The sequence below is a fragment of the Lutimonas vermicola genome, from assembly GCF_038433205.1.
Lineage (GTDB): Bacteria > Bacteroidota > Bacteroidia > Flavobacteriales > Flavobacteriaceae > Lutimonas > Lutimonas vermicola.
This window is the reverse complement of sequence record NZ_JBCDNA010000002.1, coordinates 987156-1003779: the sequence shown is the minus strand read 5'-3', so window position 1 is coordinate 1003779 and position 16624 is coordinate 987156. Positions and strand designations below refer to the sequence as shown.

At 39.5% G+C, this 16624-nt stretch carries 16 protein-coding genes, 1 tRNA gene and 1 riboswitch; of the genes, 13 read left to right on the top strand and 4 right to left on the bottom strand.

Going from position 1 to position 16624, the window contains the following annotated elements:
- The first annotated feature begins 36 nt into the window (after positions 1 to 36).
- Positions 37 to 1383 carry an acetyl-CoA carboxylase biotin carboxylase subunit gene (gene accC / locus AABB81_RS11790; protein WP_342160731.1) on the top strand — a complete coding sequence of 449 codons (1347 nt, stop codon included), beginning with the start codon at positions 37 to 39 and terminating at the stop codon, positions 1381 to 1383.
- A gap of 137 nt (positions 1384 to 1520) precedes the next feature.
- On the top strand, positions 1521 to 1985 hold the full coding sequence (locus AABB81_RS11785) for an Lrp/AsnC ligand binding domain-containing protein (protein ID WP_342160730.1): 465 nt from the start codon (positions 1521 to 1523) through the stop codon (positions 1983 to 1985).
- A 72-nt stretch (positions 1986 to 2057) separates the two neighbouring features.
- Here the strand turns inward: AABB81_RS11785 and AABB81_RS11780 are convergent, their stop codons facing one another.
- Positions 2058 to 2735: a zinc metallopeptidase gene (locus AABB81_RS11780; protein WP_342160729.1), complete on the bottom strand. Its 678-nt coding sequence runs from the start codon at positions 2733 to 2735 to the stop codon at positions 2058 to 2060.
- A 63-nt stretch (positions 2736 to 2798) separates the two neighbouring features.
- Here AABB81_RS11780 and AABB81_RS11775 point away from each other — a divergent pair, with 63 nt between their 5' ends.
- The 6 genes from AABB81_RS11775 (at position 2799) to AABB81_RS11750 (ending at position 6363) form a co-directional block, all read left to right on the top strand.
- Positions 2799 to 3830, top strand: coding sequence for an asparaginase (locus AABB81_RS11775; protein WP_342160728.1), 1032 nt, complete (start codon positions 2799 to 2801; stop codon positions 3828 to 3830).
- 71 nt (positions 3831 to 3901) lie between these two features.
- A tRNA-Ser gene (locus AABB81_RS11770) sits at positions 3902 to 3988 on the top strand.
- Positions 3989 to 4066: 78 nt separating this feature from the next.
- A complete protein-coding gene (locus AABB81_RS11765; protein ID WP_342160727.1) occupies positions 4067 to 4786 on the top strand; it encodes a MotA/TolQ/ExbB proton channel family protein in 720 nt (239 codons plus the stop codon).
- 7 nt (positions 4787 to 4793) lie between these two features.
- Positions 4794 to 5261 (top strand): hypothetical protein, encoded by a 468-nt coding sequence (locus AABB81_RS11760; protein ID WP_342160726.1) that lies wholly within the window; start codon positions 4794 to 4796, stop codon positions 5259 to 5261.
- Positions 5262 to 5265: 4 nt separating this feature from the next.
- The gene (locus AABB81_RS11755) at positions 5266 to 5892 is read left to right on the top strand and encodes an ExbD/TolR family protein (protein WP_342160725.1); all 627 of its coding nucleotides are present in this window, start codon (positions 5266 to 5268) and stop codon (positions 5890 to 5892) included.
- Between the two features lie 6 nt (positions 5893 to 5898).
- Complete coding sequence (locus tag AABB81_RS11750; protein WP_342160724.1) at positions 5899 to 6363, top strand: ExbD/TolR family protein; 465 nt, start codon at positions 5899 to 5901, stop codon at positions 6361 to 6363.
- 95 nt (positions 6364 to 6458) lie between these two features.
- Here the strand turns inward: AABB81_RS11750 and AABB81_RS11745 are convergent, their stop codons facing one another.
- The 3 genes from AABB81_RS11745 to metK all read right to left on the bottom strand — a co-directional run bounded on the left by AABB81_RS11745 (position 6459) and on the right by metK (position 9388).
- Positions 6459 to 7073 (bottom strand): deoxynucleoside kinase, encoded by a 615-nt coding sequence (locus AABB81_RS11745; protein ID WP_342160723.1) that lies wholly within the window; start codon positions 7071 to 7073, stop codon positions 6459 to 6461.
- A gap of 84 nt (positions 7074 to 7157) precedes the next feature.
- On the bottom strand, positions 7158 to 7946 hold the full coding sequence (locus tag AABB81_RS11740; RefSeq protein WP_342160721.1) for a hypothetical protein: 789 nt from the start codon (positions 7944 to 7946) through the stop codon (positions 7158 to 7160).
- A gap of 188 nt (positions 7947 to 8134) precedes the next feature.
- Complete coding sequence (metK, locus tag AABB81_RS11735; protein ID WP_342160720.1) at positions 8135 to 9388, bottom strand: methionine adenosyltransferase; 1254 nt, start codon at positions 9386 to 9388, stop codon at positions 8135 to 8137.
- 2 nt (positions 9389 to 9390) lie between these two features.
- Between metK and AABB81_RS11730 the strand changes: the two genes are divergently transcribed.
- The 5 genes from AABB81_RS11730 to AABB81_RS11710 all read left to right on the top strand — a co-directional run bounded on the left by AABB81_RS11730 (position 9391) and on the right by AABB81_RS11710 (position 16621).
- The gene (locus AABB81_RS11730) at positions 9391 to 9546 is read left to right on the top strand and encodes a hypothetical protein (protein ID WP_342160719.1); all 156 of its coding nucleotides are present in this window, start codon (positions 9391 to 9393) and stop codon (positions 9544 to 9546) included.
- Positions 9547 to 9614: 68 nt separating this feature from the next.
- Entirely contained in the window at positions 9615 to 10022 is a 408-nt protein-coding gene (locus AABB81_RS11725; RefSeq protein WP_342160718.1) for a DM13 domain-containing protein, read from the top strand.
- Positions 10023 to 10374: 352 nt separating this feature from the next.
- Positions 10375 to 11649, top strand: a complete 1275-nt coding sequence (locus AABB81_RS11720; RefSeq protein ID WP_342160717.1) for an O-acetylhomoserine aminocarboxypropyltransferase/cysteine synthase family protein — start codon at positions 10375 to 10377, stop codon at positions 11647 to 11649.
- Positions 11650 to 11758: 109 nt separating this feature from the next.
- A riboswitch (SAM riboswitch) is annotated at positions 11759 to 11870 on the top strand.
- 104 nt (positions 11871 to 11974) lie between these two features.
- The gene (gene thrA / locus AABB81_RS11715) at positions 11975 to 15406 is read left to right on the top strand and encodes a bifunctional aspartate kinase/homoserine dehydrogenase I (RefSeq protein ID WP_425287342.1); all 3432 of its coding nucleotides are present in this window, start codon (positions 11975 to 11977) and stop codon (positions 15404 to 15406) included.
- A 42-nt stretch (positions 15407 to 15448) separates the two neighbouring features.
- Complete coding sequence (locus AABB81_RS11710) at positions 15449 to 16621, top strand: trans-sulfuration enzyme family protein (RefSeq protein ID WP_342160714.1); 1173 nt, start codon at positions 15449 to 15451, stop codon at positions 16619 to 16621.
- Positions 16622 to 16624: the final 3 nt, after the last annotated feature.

Sequence of the window (16624 nt, the reverse complement as noted above, 5' to 3'; positions counted from 1 at the left end):
GATCACTATTCAGTACTAATGTAATTTGATAAAATTATGTTTAAAAAAATATTAATAGCAAACAGAGGAGAAATTGCTCTTCGTATCATACGTACATGTCGTGAGATGGGTATCAGTTCAGTTGCTGTATATTCAACAGCTGACGCTGAAAGTTTGCATGTTCGTTTTGCTGATGAGGCCGTATGTATTGGGCCGCCGCCAAGTACAGATTCCTATTTAAAGATATCCAATATCATAGCCGCAGCTGAGATTACCAATGCAGATGCTATCCATCCAGGATATGGCTTTTTATCAGAAAACGCCCGGTTTTCAAAGATTTGTGAAGAACACGGTATCAAGTTTATCGGAGCTTCTGAAGAAATGATCAACCTGATGGGAGACAAGGCTTCGGCAAAAGCAACCATGAAAAAAGCAGGAGTTCCTACTGTTCCTGGTTCTGATGGAATTTTACCTTCATTTTCTGCTGCCAAGAAAACCGCTGAAGAAATTGGTTACCCTGTGATGCTTAAGGCTACTGCCGGAGGCGGAGGCAAGGGTATGCGAGCGGTCTGGAAGCCTGAAGATCTTGAAGATGCCTGGGATTCCGCAAGGCAAGAATCTAAAGCAGCCTTTGGTAACGACGGGATGTATATGGAAAAACTTATTGAAGAGCCAAGACATATCGAAATTCAAATTGTTGGTGATTCAAAAGGAAGAGCCTGTCATTTGTCTGAAAGAGACTGTTCGATTCAAAGGAGGCATCAAAAACTTACAGAGGAAACACCTTCTCCTTTTATGACAGACGAGCTAAGAGAAAAAATGGGGGATGCTGCTGTTTTAGCATCAGAATACATCAAGTATGAAGGTGCTGGAACCATTGAGTTCCTGGTTGATAAACACAGGAATTTCTATTTCATGGAAATGAATACGAGAATTCAGGTGGAGCACCCTATTACAGAACAGGTAATAGCGAATTTTGATCTGATCCGTGAGCAGATTAAAGTGGCTGCCGGTGTTCCGATTATAGGAATCAACTATTATCCAACACAGCATTCTATCGAATGCAGAATCAATGCGGAAGATCCTTTTAACAAATTCAGGCCTTCTCCGGGAACAATTACAATTTTCCATGCACCCGGTGGCCATGGAGTCAGGCTTGATACACATGTTTATGCCGGTTATACGATTCCTCCCAATTACGATTCGATGATCGCTAAGCTTATTGTTACAGCGCAGACCAGGGAAGAGGCTATTAGTAAAATGAAAAGAGCGCTTGATGAATTTGTAATAGAGGGTATAAAAACCACAATTCCATTTCACAGACAGTTAATGGATGATCCGGATTATGTGTCAGGAAATTATACAACGGCATTTATGGATAGTTTTAAAATGCAGACTGAATGATCGTTATGAATTAAAATAAAAAGTTAAAAAGATATGATAAATTCATATCTTTTTTTTTACTTTTAACTATGATTGTAATCAAAATATACGTTCAGCACCAAGAATTGTAATATCATAAAAAATAATGGCTCATCGTGATGAAGGAGAACAACTTAAAAATAGATGGCATTGACAAACTCATTCTAAATGAGCTTATGGAAGATGCAAGAACGCCTATTCTTAGTATAGCCAGAAAAGTGGGTATTTCGGGTGCGGCAATCCATCAGCGTTTGAGAAAATTGGAGGCATCAGGTTTGATTTCAGGATCAAAATTTATCATTAACCCAAAAGTTCTTGGTTTTAAGACACTTGCGTTTGTGGGTATTTTCCTCGACAGTTCAAGTAAGTATAAAGAGGCCATCAAACGGCTTAAAGACATTGATGAAGTTATTGAAAGTCACTATACCACAGGAAATTATGCTATTTTTGTAAAGATTCTTTGTAGGGATAATGAGCACTTGATGCAGGTTTTGAACCATGAGATACAGAACATCAAAGGAGTAGCCAGAACAGAAACATTTATTTCATTGGATCAGCAGATTGACAGGCAGTTGAAGATTTAAAAACTGAGGCGATCGGAAGTGAGGGGTTCACTTCCGATCACCTCACTTCCGATCGCCTCAGGATCTTTTATACTAGCTCCTGCTATTGTAAATATTTACATAGTACAGCAAAGTAGCAATAGAGCTAAGCGCAGAGACTACATAAGTTCTTGCAGCCCATTTGAGCGCATCTTTAGCAGCATCATGTTCGTTATTGGTCACCATTTGATTTGCTTCGAGCCAGGCCAGAGCCCTGTTACTCGCATCGTATTCAACAGGCAGGGTTACTAAGGTAAATAAAACAGTGGCAGCAAACAGTAAAATACCCAGAAGTAATAACTGAGGAAAAACCTCTACGGTAAAAATCCCAGCAATCAATAGAAAAGAGGCAAGCTTGGATGAAATTCCCACGGCGGGAACCAGCCTCGACCTCAATTGAAGCCAGGCGTAGCTTTTAGCATGCTGTACAGCATGTCCGCATTCATGTGCTGCCACAGCCGCCGCCGCCGCGTTACGCTCAGAATAAACAGATTCGCTTAAATTTACTGTTTTGTTTTGTGGGTTGTAATGGTCGGTTAAGCTCCCAGGGGTGGAGATCACATTAACGTCGTAAATATGATTGTCCGCCAGCATTTTTTCAGCAATTTCCCTTCCGCTCATTCCATTGTGAAGATGCAGCTTTGAATATTTTTTAAATTTGCTTTTTAACCGGCCCTGAACAAGCATGCCCAAAATCCCGATTATGATAATCAATAAAAAAGAACCAGTCATATCAAATGTATCTTAGGTATTAATTAATACTTTTATAGCAAAAAGCATGCTAATTTTGTTTTTATGAAAAATAAAGTGCCAAAGATCTTACTTATCTACACGGGAGGAACCATAGGGATGGTTAAAGATTACAAATCAAATGCACTCAAAGCATTTGATTTTGAGAATATCAAGATCAAGATACCTGAACTTAAATTATTGGATTGTCATATAGAAACAACCGGTTTTTCGAGCCCTATTGATTCTTCAAACATGTCACCAGCCTATTGGGTAATGATTGCTGAGATTATTGAAGAAAGATATCAGGACATAGATGGTTTTGTTGTACTAACAGGAACTGACACGATGTCATACACCTCTTCTGCACTCAGTTTTATACTTGAAAACTTGGGTAAACCGGTTATTTTTACCGGATCTCAGTTACCCATTGGAGATTTGAGAACAGATGCGAAAGAGAACCTGATCACAGCGATACAGGTAGCTGCTGCCCAGGAAAACGGTGAGCCCAGAATCAAGGAAGTCGGACTATATTTTGAATATAAATTGTATCGTGCCAACCGAACTACAAAAGTGAGTTCGGAGCAATTTGAAGCGTTCGAATCGCCAAATTATCCGCATTTGGGGGAGAGCGGCGTACATTTGAATTTTAATGATCCATGGCTTGCAAAGGCTGAATCGGAAAAACCATTAAGGCTCCAAAAAAATTTTGATGCCAGTGTAGTAATTCTGAAACTTTTTCCGGGAATTAACAAAAATATGGTTGAACATATATTGAATTGCCCGGATCTTGAAGGGGTGATTCTTGAGACCTATGGCGCGGGGAATGCTCAGACAGATACTTGGTTTACAGATATTATTATCAAAACCATTGAAAGAAACATACCGGTGATCAATGTAACCCAATGCATAAGCGGAAGTGTTTTAATGGGACATTATGAAACAAGTGTACACCTTAAGAATGCTGGAGTTATCAGCGGAAAAAACATCACAACAGAATCGGCAATTGCCAAGTTAAAATTACTCCTGGGTCTAAAAATTCCCTTTAAAAAATTTAAAAGAGAATTTGAGCATTCCTTAAGGGGAGAATTGGATTAGTTTTGAATTAAAAGTTTTTACAATTAAATTATTTTTTGTTACTTGCCCTTCATATTAATTTTGACTTTTTTGGAGAGGTGGCCGAGTGGCTTAAGGCGCACGCTTGGAAAGCGTGTTTATGAGAAATCGTAACGGGGGTTCGAATCCCTTTCTCTCCGCGGAAGATGTTCATATGTTCCAAAATTTTTATATCTTTAAACCCGTTAACTAAATTTAAATAACAAACATTTACAAAAATGAAAAAAGTATTTACTATCCTCGCAATGACAGGATTGATGTTATTGAGCTCAGTTCAAGACATTTATGCACAAACAGAACCAGTAGCTGAAAAAACTTTTCATCAAGTTTTAAAACAGCGTTTTATTGAAGGTGGTCCTTTCTTTATGGGGATTGTATTAGTAACCTTGATTTTAGGTTTGGCTATTGCCATAGAGAGAATCATTTACTTGAACATGGCCACAACGAATACAGAAAAATTAGTCAATGACGTAGAAGAGGCTATGGGATCAGGTGGTGTTGAAGCTGCAAAAGAATTATGCAGAAACACAAAAGGACCCGTTGCTTCAATTTTTTATCAAGGTCTGGATAGAATGGATGAAGGGGTTGATGCTGCTGAAAAGGCGGTTGTCGCCTATGGAGGTGTTCAAATGGGACTTTTAGAGAAAAATGTTTCTTGGTTGTCTTTATTTATCGCTCTTGCTCCGATGCTCGGTTTCATGGGAACTGTAATTGGTATGATTTCTGCATTTGACTCGATTGAGGCGGCAGGTGATATTTCTCCAGCGGTTGTAGCGGGTGGTATTAAAGTGGCTCTTTTGACAACTGTATTTGGTTTAGTAGTAGCGATTATTCTTCAAATCTTTTATAATTATATCATTTCTAAAATTGATAGTATTGTAAATAACATGGAAGATGCCTCTATTAAGTTGGTGGATCTTTTGATCAGAAATAAATAAGAGAATTATGAATAGTAAAGTATCTAAAATATTATCACTTATTTCAGGACTGATTGGTTTAATTGCCATCTACTTTCTGGTAAGGATAATTATGGAAGGCGATGATGCTGTTAAAGAGAGTTTGGATTTGCAAAACAGTCTGGTATCTCCGTTTGTGTCATTTGCAAATGTGATTTTGATCATCACAACGGTTATTGCCGTTGTATTCTCACTATGGAATTTAGTCAGACAACCTAAACTTCTTAAGAAAACCTTGGTTTCATTGGCAGGTTTAGGATTATTGTTATTGATTTCATATGCGATGGCTTCAGACGCAGCGGTAACAAATGTGTCTGGAAATATAATTAAAGACGGTGAAGCCGGAAGTACCTCAAAATGGGTAAGTACCGGAATATGGTACTCAATGATCCTCGGAGGAATTGGCCTTGCTTTCTTTTTATGGGATTTTGTTAAATCGTTAGTATCAACAAAATAATATTATGGCAAAAAGAGATGTACCGGAAATCAATGCAGGGTCAATGGCCGATATTGCTTTCTTGTTGCTCATATTCTTTCTAGTAACAACTACAATGGATGTGGACACCGGGATTAGCAGGAAGTTGCCTGAAAAACAACCGCCAGATGCCCCTGAACCACCAAAATTAAAAGAGAAGAATGTGTTCGTGGTGACAGTTAACCGCAACAATGATATTTTGGTAGAAGGAGAAACTTTTATGACTATCGATCAGATTCGTGAGGAAGCTATAAAGTTTATCGATAATGGAGGAGGACTGGGAAATCCAATTGATGGAGCTGAACCGGCAGAATGTGACTGGTGTGAAGGAGCTAAGGATCCGGCATCATCTGACCACCCGAACAAGGCGGTCATCTCCTTGGAAAGTGATCGTGGAACTTCATATGGAACCTATATATCTGTTCAGAATGAATTGGTAGGGGCCTACACAGATCTGAGAGACCGATTGTCTGAAAAAATGTATGGTGTTTCTTATACACAGATGTTAAAGGACCAATCAAACAGTCCGAATAATGAGACACTGAAGGAAAGAATTAATATAATTAAGGGAAAGTACCCTCAGATCATATCTGAGGCTGAACCCACAAAGTAATTTCTTATGTCGAAGTTTAAAAAGAAGAAAAAAGGAATGCCGGGTATTTCAACAGCATCATTACCCGATATTGTATTTATGCTCTTGTTCTTTTTCATGGTTACAACGGTAATGCGTGAGACTGAATTGAAGATTATGAAGCCTCAATTGCCAAAAGCAACAGAAATTAAAAAACTGGAGCGTAAAAGCTTGGTAAGCTATATTTATGTAGGAAAGGTGAAAGATCAAAATGGAGATAAGATCCAATTGAACGATCGAATAGCTGATATCAAAGATGTAAAGTATTTTATTTTTGCTGAAAGAGAGACCCATCCTGAAGATGAAATCCCGCTTTTGACAACATCGATTAAGGCGGATATTAAATCAAATGTGGGAACCATTACTGATATCAAAGAGGAATTAAGAAATATCAATGCCCTTAAGATCAATTACTCAACCTTAAAGGGTGATGTAATGGATAATATAAAATAAATTTAGTTATAATTTAATGGAAAGCTCTCAATTTAATATTGAGAGTTTTTTTTTGGAATCCATTTAAGTCAATAATGACTCAATCAAATGCACCTTTAAAACAAGCCGTGAATCTGGGCATCAATCCGATCAATTATTGATCCAAGGTCTTCCTGATTATCAACAATATTGAGATGATCAATGTCTATGATGAGAAGTTTCCCTTTTTTATAGGTTGAGATCCAGGCCTCATAGCGCTCATTTAAGCGACTTAAATAGTCAATACTGATGGAGTTTTCAAAATCCCTTCCGCGTTTGTGAATCTGACCCACAAGAGTCGGTATGCTCGCCCTGAGATAGATCAGCAGATCGGGCGGAGAAACAAGGCGTTCCATCAATTCAAACAGGGTTTCATAATTACTAAAATCCCTGTTCGTCATCAAACCCATGGCATGAAGGTTTGGAGCAAAAATATTCGCATCCTCATAAATGGTCCTGTCTTGGATAATGTTTTTCCCACTCTCCCTGATCTCAAGAATTTGACGAAAGCGGCTATTCAAAAAATAAATTTGTAGATTAAACGACCATCTTTCCATAGACCCGTAAAAATCGTCCAGGTATGGGTTCTCTGCAACAGACTCAAAATGAGGTTCCCATTTATAATGTTTTGCCAATAAACTCGTCAAAGTTGTCTTTCCTGCTCCAATATTTCCTGCTATAGCAATGTGCATAGGTCTAATAGTTTGATTTAGTGATTAGCAATGGTTAGCGAAATTAAAAAAAATATAGATCATATCCGGTATTTATCGAATTTTTCACTCCTTTATTTGGTATCCATAAACCTTGTTTCCGTCATAAATAAAAATAGAGGACTTGTTTATATAGATTGATTTCAGGTCATTTTTGTAATCCAACAGCACAGGAATGTTCTCATCCTGATACTGATAAAAAAGGGAACCTTCAGACGTATAGATAAAACCTTTCTGAAAAGGAAAGATGTTATCGGCTTTCTCCACAGGATACGACCTGGTATAAATACCGTATTCATTGAATTCCATTACATTTTTTTCAGAGAGGATCCATACTTTTTTATAGGTACTGGCCACTTTGATTGGCTGAAAATCTGAATCATAAAATGTAATGGGTTGGGTTTGAAGTACCTCGCTGAGATGACGGTAATCATATAGATGAAGTTTGTTGTCATCAGCGTAGAGCCATATATTGTTTTGGGACGACCCCGTGACGAAGATCACATTGTTGAACAAAGTTTCCTGTGTGAAATCGATCCTTTCGGATAGCTCATTGAGGTTATTGTCAAGGATGATCACTGCATTAAAATCAGCATAAAACAGAATTATTTTAAAGGGATTCTGAATGTTGACCGCGCTCAATCTGCCCAGTTCCACATTACTGTAGGAGAATGTTTTTTTTGATGTTTTGCGGTAAAGAATATTATCGTTGGTATAATACATACTTTCGAACTCATCAACCCCGATAAATTTTTCCGCCTTAAGTGGAATAGTCTGGTCGAGCATTGTTGCCAGTTCCTGAGCCGTTGTCGAAAGACAAAACAGCAGCATAAAAAAAAATTGTATACTTTTCATTCAGGAGATTAAAGGTTCAAAGTTAGCACCCAAAGGAATTTTCGATTCCCCGTAATTCGAAATTTACTCTGTTTAAGGCAGAATAACAAGTGAATCCATGTCAAAATCCAATTTGGATGCAGGGAACGAACATTTGCTTATAACCAGAAGTCATTTGCAGTATAAGGCCCAAAATCAATTAACTGATGCTACAAATCAAAGGCCTGTTTTATTTTATCCACATAATCGAGCTTTTCCCAGGTAAACAATTCAACCTCAATTGATTTATCTCCCGAATAGGGCGATGAGAAATGTTTTGTCACCGTTCTTGGCGTTCTTCCCATATGACCATAGGCAGCAGTTTCACTGTATATTGGATTCCTTAGTTTTAACCTTTTCTCTATCGCAGCGGGTCTCATATCAAATAAGTTCTCTATGATCATGGAAATCTCACCATCGTTTTTATCGATTTTTGAGGAGTTATAGGTTTCTACATTTATTGATGTCGGTTCGGCTACGCCAATGGCATATGAAACCTGCACCAGTACCTGATCACATACTCCGGCAGCTACCATATTCTTTGCAATATGCCGGGCAGCATAGGCTGCTGAGCGGTCAACCTTACTGGGATCCTTTCCGCTAAATGCGCCACCCCCATGGGCTCCTTTTCCTCCATAGGTGTCGACAATAATCTTTCTTCCTGTTAATCCTGTATCACCATGGGGCCCCCCGATGACAAACTTTCCAGTCGGGTTGATATGGTATTTTATCTGATCGTTAAATAATTTCTGAATATTTTTGGGCAGATGGGCCTTTACCCTTGGAATAAGAATACCCACAATATCGTGTTTGATCTTAGCCAGCATTTTTTCGTCCTCATCGAATTCGTCATGCTGGGTAGAAAGCACTATGGTATCTATTCTTTCCGGGACCCCTTCATCTGAATATTCAATTGTCACCTGGCTTTTGGCATCAGGCCGAAGGTATTTGATCTCTTTTCCTTCACGCCTTATCACTGCAAGTTCTCTAAGTAGCCTGTGGCTAAGGTCCAAGGCAAGCGGCATGAAATTTTCGGTTTCGTTAGTGGCATAACCAAACATCATGCCCTGGTCACCTGCACCCTGTTCTTCCGGGGTTCCACGGTCAACACCTTGATTGATATCCTGAGATTGCTCGTGGATCAGCGAAATGACCCCGCAACTTTCTCCTTCAAACTTATACTCACCTTTGGTATAGCCAATTTTCTTTATGGTTTCCCTGGCGATGATAGGAGCATCAATATAGGTAGTGGTTTTTACTTCACCTGCCAAAACAACCTGGCCGGTAGTCACCAAGGTTTCACAAGCCACTTTTGCGTTTGGATCAAATGCTAAAAAGTTATCTAACAGGTTGTCAGAGATTTGATCGGCCACTTTATCAGGATGTCCTTCAGACACAGATTCAGACGTAAATAAATAAGACATAATTGTCGGTTTTAGATGAGAAAGAAGAATTGATGACCTGTGAAGCTAAAGTAGTAGTTACTGCTTTAGCATTTTTTATAGAGGTTGCAATCAGTTCAAATTTTTCCTCAGAATTATATGCCACAAAAATAAGGAAAATAAAAATTAAAAAATCATGATTTCGTCAAATTAATTTTTTTTTAAGGATTATGGATTATGTCGACAGATTTGATCAAATCTAAATTCTATGAAAGATATAATGATGCTGTTCATGAGTTTGTTCTTGTTGGCAGGATATAATTCAAGTGATGGAGAAATAACGGATAAGGTGATGAATTCGGGAGGGAACTCCAGCGAAGAACTAAAGGGGGATTTTGTAAGTGATGCGCATCCAACAAGTGGTTCCAGTTCTGTAAGTTCTGATAAATCAACCTTGTCTCTAACAAATTTTAAAACAGATGGTGGTCCAAAATTACTGTTGTATTTGTCAATAGAGGTCGATTCAAAAGATTTTGTGAACCTGGGTGACCTCAAAGGGATTGAAGGAGATTTTAACTATGCTATTCCGGCCAGTACCGATTTGAGCACCTATAAATATGTCGTGGTATGGTGCGTTGACTTTTCTGTGAGTTTTGGACATGCTGAGTTAAAATAATTTGGTATTTAAAATTAATTTCTATATTTGCCTGAGACAAAAAATGAAAAACAACAACTTAAATATGGTTAAAATGATGATGCACGATCAGGTGCAGAGGATTTTTATGCTATAAATTTAATTGATCATAAATACAAAACCTCTGAATTCATTCAGGGGTTTTTTTTTTGATCCAAACAGAAACAAATATGTTTAATTTATAAAATACGCACTATGAATGCTTTTAAAAAAATGATAAGGTATTGCCATTTACGTTGATGAAAAATAGCTTATTTTTGTGTCCCCTTGGCAATACCTAACTAAAAAGGACAATTTTTTACAGATAATACACTAAAAATTAATACCATTTATTATGAGCGATCAAAAGCTAGCAACAAAAGCATTACATGCCGGACATGATACCACACAGACCTTAGGAACCAGGGCCGTACCCATTTACCAGTCAACCTCCTATGTGTTTGATAATACAGATCATGCGGCCAATTTATTTTCCCTTGCAGAACTGGGTTTTATCTATACCCGTTTAAATAACCCTACAAATGACATCTTGCAAAAGAGATTGGCGGCCATTGAAGGCGGTATAGGTGCAGTGGTTTTTGCTTCGGGAACAGCAGCCATCTCAACGGGTTTGTTAACCCTTTTAAAAGCAGGAGACCATATTGTTGCTTCAAGCAGTCTTTATGGAGGCACTTATAACCTCTTGAATGTCACCTTGCCGAGATTAGGAATCAGCACAACTTTTGTGGATGCCTCTGATCCGGAAAGCTTTGGAAGAGCGGTAAAGGAAAATACAAGAGCCTTTTTTGTGGAGTCTCTGGGGAACCCGAAACTGGATGTTCTTGATCTTGAAGGTATATCCAGAGAGGCTAAAGCGGCTAAAGTCCCGTTTATTGTTGATAATACCGTCGCGACACCGGCTCTTTTAAACCCAATTAAATTCGGGGCAGATATTGTGATTCATTCACTGACAAAATACATTGGCGGACAGGGTAATTCTCTGGGTGGTGTGATCATTGATGCAGGTAATTTTGACTGGGCAAACGGTAACTTTCCTGAATTTACAGAGCCCTCAGCAGGATATCATGGACTCGTATATCACGAGGCGCTTGGCAATGCATCATATACGTTTAAACTTATCCTTGAAGGCTTGCGTGATTTTGGAGGGGCAATGAGCCCTTTTAATGCTTTTCAGATCATACAGGGCCTGGAAACATTGCCTGTAAGGATCAAACAACACAGTGAAAATGCGCTGGATCTGGCCAAATGGCTTGAAAACAGAAAGGAAGTAGCCTGGGTAAATTATCCAGGTTTAGACAGTAGCCCCTACAAGGACTTGGCCGACAAATATTTGCCTAAAGGTCAAAGCGGCATTGTAACTTTTGGAATTGAAGGTGGATTTGAAGCAGCAAAGAAGTTTACAGATGCCACTGAAATATTTTCACTCCTGGCCAATATTGGCGATACCAAGTCATTGATCATACATCCCGCAAGCACAACCCATCAGCAACTTACGATAGAGCAGCAAGCTGATGCCGGGGTGTCACAAGACCTGATCAGGTTGTCGGTAGGGATAGAAAACATAGATGATCTGAAGGCAGACCTGGAGAATGCCTTTAAAAGTTTATAAAGAAATAAACTTACCGGCCCATTTTATGGGTTGGTAAGTTTTACATCCGGACTCTTGTACAGAATTGAAATATTATGTTTCTTTGCACAAAGTTCATTAAAATAAGATATTGTTATAAAGAAAGGCGGAGGGATTAGACCCGTTGAAGCCTTAGCAACCCTTTTAATTGTCAAGACAGGTAAAAGAAGGTGCTACATTCTACCCATTAGGAAAGATAACTCATGACCATTTGAACTGATACCTTTTCCTTTTTTTATCGCAATTTCTTACAAGTAATACATTAATCTGATCCATATGATGTTTGGATCAAAACACAATTGTTGAAATAGTGAAGAAGTCAAAGCACTTGCATTATATAAACCTGGAAAATTTTACCACGGAATCGGGATATTTCTATCCTGAGTTTGCGCTGTCATATCAGTTATTCGGACAGCCTTTGGGCAATGCCCCCATTGTGTTGGTCAATCATGCCCTTACAGGCAATTCAAACGTTGCCGGCGATGAGGGATGGTGGAACTCACTGATTGGATTGGGTCGGCTCATCGATACGAGTAAATATACCGTAATTGGTTTTAACATTCCGGGAAACGGGTATGACGATGTGGAAGCAAATCGTATCGATAACTATGAAGATTTTACGGCCAGAGATATTGCCCGGTTGTTTGGCATTGGACTGCAAGAAATAGGAGTTCATAAATTATACGCTGCCATTGGCGGATCCCTGGGGGGTGGAATTGCCTGGGAAATGGCCGTGCTGTTTCCTGATCTTATAACCCATTTGATCCCTGTTGCCTCAGACTGGAAAGCCTCCGACTGGATTTTGGCGCATAATAAAACCCAGCAACAGATATTGTCGAATTCAAGCAAACCTGTGCACGATGCCAGAATGATGGCCATGTTGTTTTACAGGACTGCCGATTCTTTCAAAGAGAAGTTCAACAGGACCAGGAATGAAGAACAGGGGAATTTCAACACCGAAAGCTGGTTGTTACATCACGGTCAAAAACTGGAAAGCAGGTTTTCACTGCCCACATATAAAATGATGAACCATCTGTTGAGTTCGGTCGATATTACGCGAAACAGGGGGACTTTTAATCAGGTGGCGAGCCAGATCAAGGCAAAGGTTTTTCAGGTAGGGGTTGATTCCGATTTCTTTTTTGTGCCTAAAGAGAACAAGGAAACTCAAAAACTCCTGAATGAAGCGGGTGTGGAGAACAGTTATCAGGAAATCAAATCTATACACGGGCACGATGCATTTTTAATTGAATTTGAACAACTTGAAAAAATCCTTAGCCCTGTTTTTACACAGCCCAAGACCAGAAGCCTGAAGAAGAAGGAGATGAAGGTTTTAAAATTTGGGGGAAGATCGCTGGCCAATGGTGAAGGGCTCAGGAGGGTCATCGATATCATCAGTAATAAAGTAAAAGAAGAAGAGAATTTTACAGTGGTACTTTCAGCCAGAGGTGATTCTACCGACAGGCTCGAAATCATTCTTGAGAAAGCAAAATCAGGAGAGCCGTATAAGGAGGATTTTGAAGATTTCAAGACCTATCAAAAGGCCCCGGCACCAGAAATGGATATGGAACATGAGTTCAACTTATTGGATCAGATCTTTGAAGGCGTGGCCTTGCTTGGCGATTACAGCCTCAAAATAAAGGACCGGGTTTTGGCACAGGGAGAAGTCTTATCGGTTAAATTACTCAGTCATTTGTTGAATTTGGAAGGAATTCCGGCAAATGCTTTGGACTCCAGAACCTTATTGAAAACCGACAGTAATTTTGGGGAGGCCTTAATCCTGGAGGATGTGTCTAAGGAGAACGTAAAGAAACACTTTGGCAAGAATGGGCATGAGCTCCAACTGGTAACAGGGTTTATCGCTTCCAACAGTAAAGGAGAAACAACTACTTTGGGCAGAAACGGCAGCAATTATTCGGCTTCTTTGATTGCCAATTTTCTCGATGCAAAAGAATTGGAGAACTACACCCATGTGAATGGAATTTATACAGCCAACCCCGATCTTGTTTCCAATGCGCAGATGATTGAGGAACTTACTTATCAGGAGGCCAATGAGCTGGCCAGTTTTGGGGCAAATATTTTACATGCCAAGACCATTATCCCCTTGGTTGAAAAGAACATTCCCTTACGTTTATTAAACACTTTTGATAAAGAAAACCAAGGAACCCTTATCAAATCACATGCCACCAGCAAGGGAATCAGATCGGTTACTGTTCAAAATAATGTATCACTGATCAATTTGGAAGGACGAGGCTTGCTTGGAAAAATCGGGGTCGATGCCAGAATTTTCACGGCGCTTGGCAAAGGGGGGATCAATGTAAATATTATTTCTCAGGGATCATCTGAAAGAGGTATCGGATTCGTGGTAGGATCGAATGACGCACAACGCGCCAAGGAAATCCTTGAACAGGAATTTGCCCTGGATATAAAAATGAAGGATGTCAACAGGATTTATGTCAAGGATGATTTGTCAATAGTGTCAATTATCGGACAGAATCTCTCAAACTTCCACAGATCGTATAATGCGCTCTCTATAAACAAAATAAAACCTTTACTGATCAACAATACGGTTACCGGAGACAATATTTGCCTCGTACTTGAAGAGAAGGATCTCAACAAAGCGGTAAACGTCATTCACGGCCAGATCTTTGGTGTTTCTACCAATATCAATGTGGCTATTTTTGGTGTTGGATTGGTCGGAGGAACCTTGATTGAACAAATTCTTCACAGCAAGCAGGATATCCTAAAAAGAAGAAATATCAATATCAATATTTTTGCCCTGAGCAATTCGAAACAACTCCTTTTGGATAAAGATGGCGTAGGAACTGACTGGGAAAAGCAATTACTGGGACAAGACAAATCAGGTTTTACCATAAACGATGTTATCGGTTTCGCCAAGAGCCAACATCTCGAAAACCTGATAGCCGTGGATAATACTGCCAGCAGGGATTTTATCAAGAATTATATTCCATTGGTTGAGAATGGATTTGACCTGGTGTCTTCTAACAAGGTTGCCAATACAGTTGACTTTTCTTTTTATAAGGAACTGCGAAGCTCACTTAAGAGAAACGAGAAGAACTACCTGTACGAGACCAATGTGGGAGCAGGTTTACCCCTTGTGGATACCATAAAGTTATTACATCATTCTGGTGAAAATATCACCAGAATCAATGGTGTTTTTTCAGGGTCTTTAAGTTATTTGTTCAATAATTTTTCAGAACAGGATAAAAAATTCAGTGAGATCCTGCAAGAGGCAGTTGATCAGGGATTTACTGAGCCTGATCCAAGGGAGGATCTCAGTGGAAATGATGTGGCCAGAAAATTACTGATCCTGGCAAGGGAACTGGATCTTGAAAATGAACTGGAAGATGTTTCTATTCAAAATTTGATTCCCGAAACATTAAGACAAGGTAATGCGGCTGATTTTTTGGGTAGATTGCCTGAGCTTGATGAGCAGTATCAAAAAACAAAGGACGGGCAGGAGGCTGACCATGTTTTGCGGTATGTGGGGGTATTGGCAGGAGATCTTTCTAAAGACAAGGGAGAGCTGGAGGTAAAGCTGGTCTCTGTTTCTAAGGATAGTTCCCTGGGGCAGGTTCAGGGATCTGATTCGATATTTGAAATTTATACCGAATCATACGGGGCAAGGCCCCTGGTAATTCAAGGAGCAGGAGCAGGGGCCAAGGTCACTGCCAGAGGTGTATTTGGAGATATTTTAAGATTAACAGAAAAAGCAGTTTAGATTTTTGTTTCAAGAATAAAGTATAAGCTGTGACATGATACTATGGATAAAAAAAGAGAATTTGAGACAGATGCAATCAGAAATCAAATAGAACGATCGGGCTTTGGAGAGCATACAAGTGCCATGTATGTGACGTCGAGCTTTGTATTTGATGATGCTGAAGATATGAGAGCTTCTTTTGCCGAAGAAAAGGAAAAAAATATCTACAGCAGGTTTTCGAATCCGAATAATACCGAGTTTGTCAATAAGATTGTAGCCATGGAAGGCGCAGAAAGCGGATACGCCTTTGCCTCTGGAATGTCTGCTATATTTTCAACCTTTGGTGCTTTGTTGAGCAGTGGAGACCATATTCTTTCGGCTCGTTCGGTATTCGGTTCAACCCATGCCCTGTTTACCAGGTTCTTTCCGAAATGGGGTATTGAAACCACTTATTTTAATATCAGTGAAGCCAATGATATTGAGTCTTTGATACAGCCCAATACCAAAATACTCTATGCGGAAACACCCACGAATCCCGGGCTGGAGATACTGGATCTGGAGTATTTAGGGCACATCACAAAAAAGCACGGCATTTTATTGGTTATAGATAACTGTTTTGCCACGCCTTATCTGCAACAACCCATTCAATACGGAGCAGACCTGGTAGTGCACTCGGCAACCAAACTGATCGATGGACAGGGACGTGTACTCGGAGGCGTAACGGTGGGAAGGGCTGATCTCATCAGGGAAATCTATTTATTTTCAAGAAACACAGGGCCATCCTTGTCGCCTTTTAATTCATGGATATTGTCTAAAAGCCTTGAAACTTTAGCCGTAAGGGTTGACAGGCATTGTGAAAATGCACTGGCGGTGGCTGAATTTCTTGAAAAACATCAGCGGGTGTCGTCTGTCAGGTATCCTTTTCTCAAAACACATCCGCAATATGCTATTGCCGTGAAGCAAATGAAAAAAGGAGGAAATATTGTGGCCTTTGAAGTAAAAGGAGGAATAGAAGCTGGGCGTAATTTTCTGAACAGGATCAAAATGTGTTCGTTATCTGCCAATCTTGGGGATACGAGAACAATTGTAACACATCCTGCGTCTTCAACACACAGCAAACTCTCTGTTGAAGAAAGAGCGGTTGTTGGCATAACGGACGGACTGATAAGAGTATCAATAGGATTGGAAAATATTTCAGATATTGTAGATGACTTGTCTCAAGCACTAAACTACTGAAAC

Bases quoted from the DNA above. Each gene is read 5' to 3' on its own strand.
- accC (WP_342160731.1), top strand. From the start codon at position 37: ATGTTTAAAAAAATATTAATAGCAAACAGAGGAGAAATTGCTCTTCGT.
- AABB81_RS11785 (WP_342160730.1), top strand. From the start codon at position 1,521: ATGAAGGAGAACAACTTAAAAATAGATGGCATTGACAAACTCATTCTA.
- AABB81_RS11780 (WP_342160729.1), bottom strand. From the start codon at position 2,735: ATGACTGGTTCTTTTTTATTGATTATCATAATCGGGATTTTGGGCATG.
- AABB81_RS11775 (WP_342160728.1), top strand. From the start codon at position 2,799: ATGAAAAATAAAGTGCCAAAGATCTTACTTATCTACACGGGAGGAACC.
- AABB81_RS11765 (WP_342160727.1), top strand. From the start codon at position 4,067: ATGAAAAAAGTATTTACTATCCTCGCAATGACAGGATTGATGTTATTG.
- AABB81_RS11760 (WP_342160726.1), top strand. From the start codon at position 4,794: ATGAATAGTAAAGTATCTAAAATATTATCACTTATTTCAGGACTGATT.
- AABB81_RS11755 (WP_342160725.1), top strand. From the start codon at position 5,266: ATGGCAAAAAGAGATGTACCGGAAATCAATGCAGGGTCAATGGCCGAT.
- AABB81_RS11750 (WP_342160724.1), top strand. From the start codon at position 5,899: ATGTCGAAGTTTAAAAAGAAGAAAAAAGGAATGCCGGGTATTTCAACA.
- AABB81_RS11745 (WP_342160723.1), bottom strand. From the start codon at position 7,073: ATGCACATTGCTATAGCAGGAAATATTGGAGCAGGAAAGACAACTTTG.
- AABB81_RS11740 (WP_342160721.1), bottom strand. From the start codon at position 7,946: ATGAAAAGTATACAATTTTTTTTTATGCTGCTGTTTTGTCTTTCGACA.
- metK (WP_342160720.1), bottom strand. From the start codon at position 9,388: ATGTCTTATTTATTTACGTCTGAATCTGTGTCTGAAGGACATCCTGAT.
- AABB81_RS11725 (WP_342160718.1), top strand. From the start codon at position 9,615: ATGAAAGATATAATGATGCTGTTCATGAGTTTGTTCTTGTTGGCAGGA.
- AABB81_RS11720 (WP_342160717.1), top strand. From the start codon at position 10,375: ATGAGCGATCAAAAGCTAGCAACAAAAGCATTACATGCCGGACATGAT.
- AABB81_RS11710 (WP_342160714.1), top strand. From the start codon at position 15,449: ATGGATAAAAAAAGAGAATTTGAGACAGATGCAATCAGAAATCAAATA.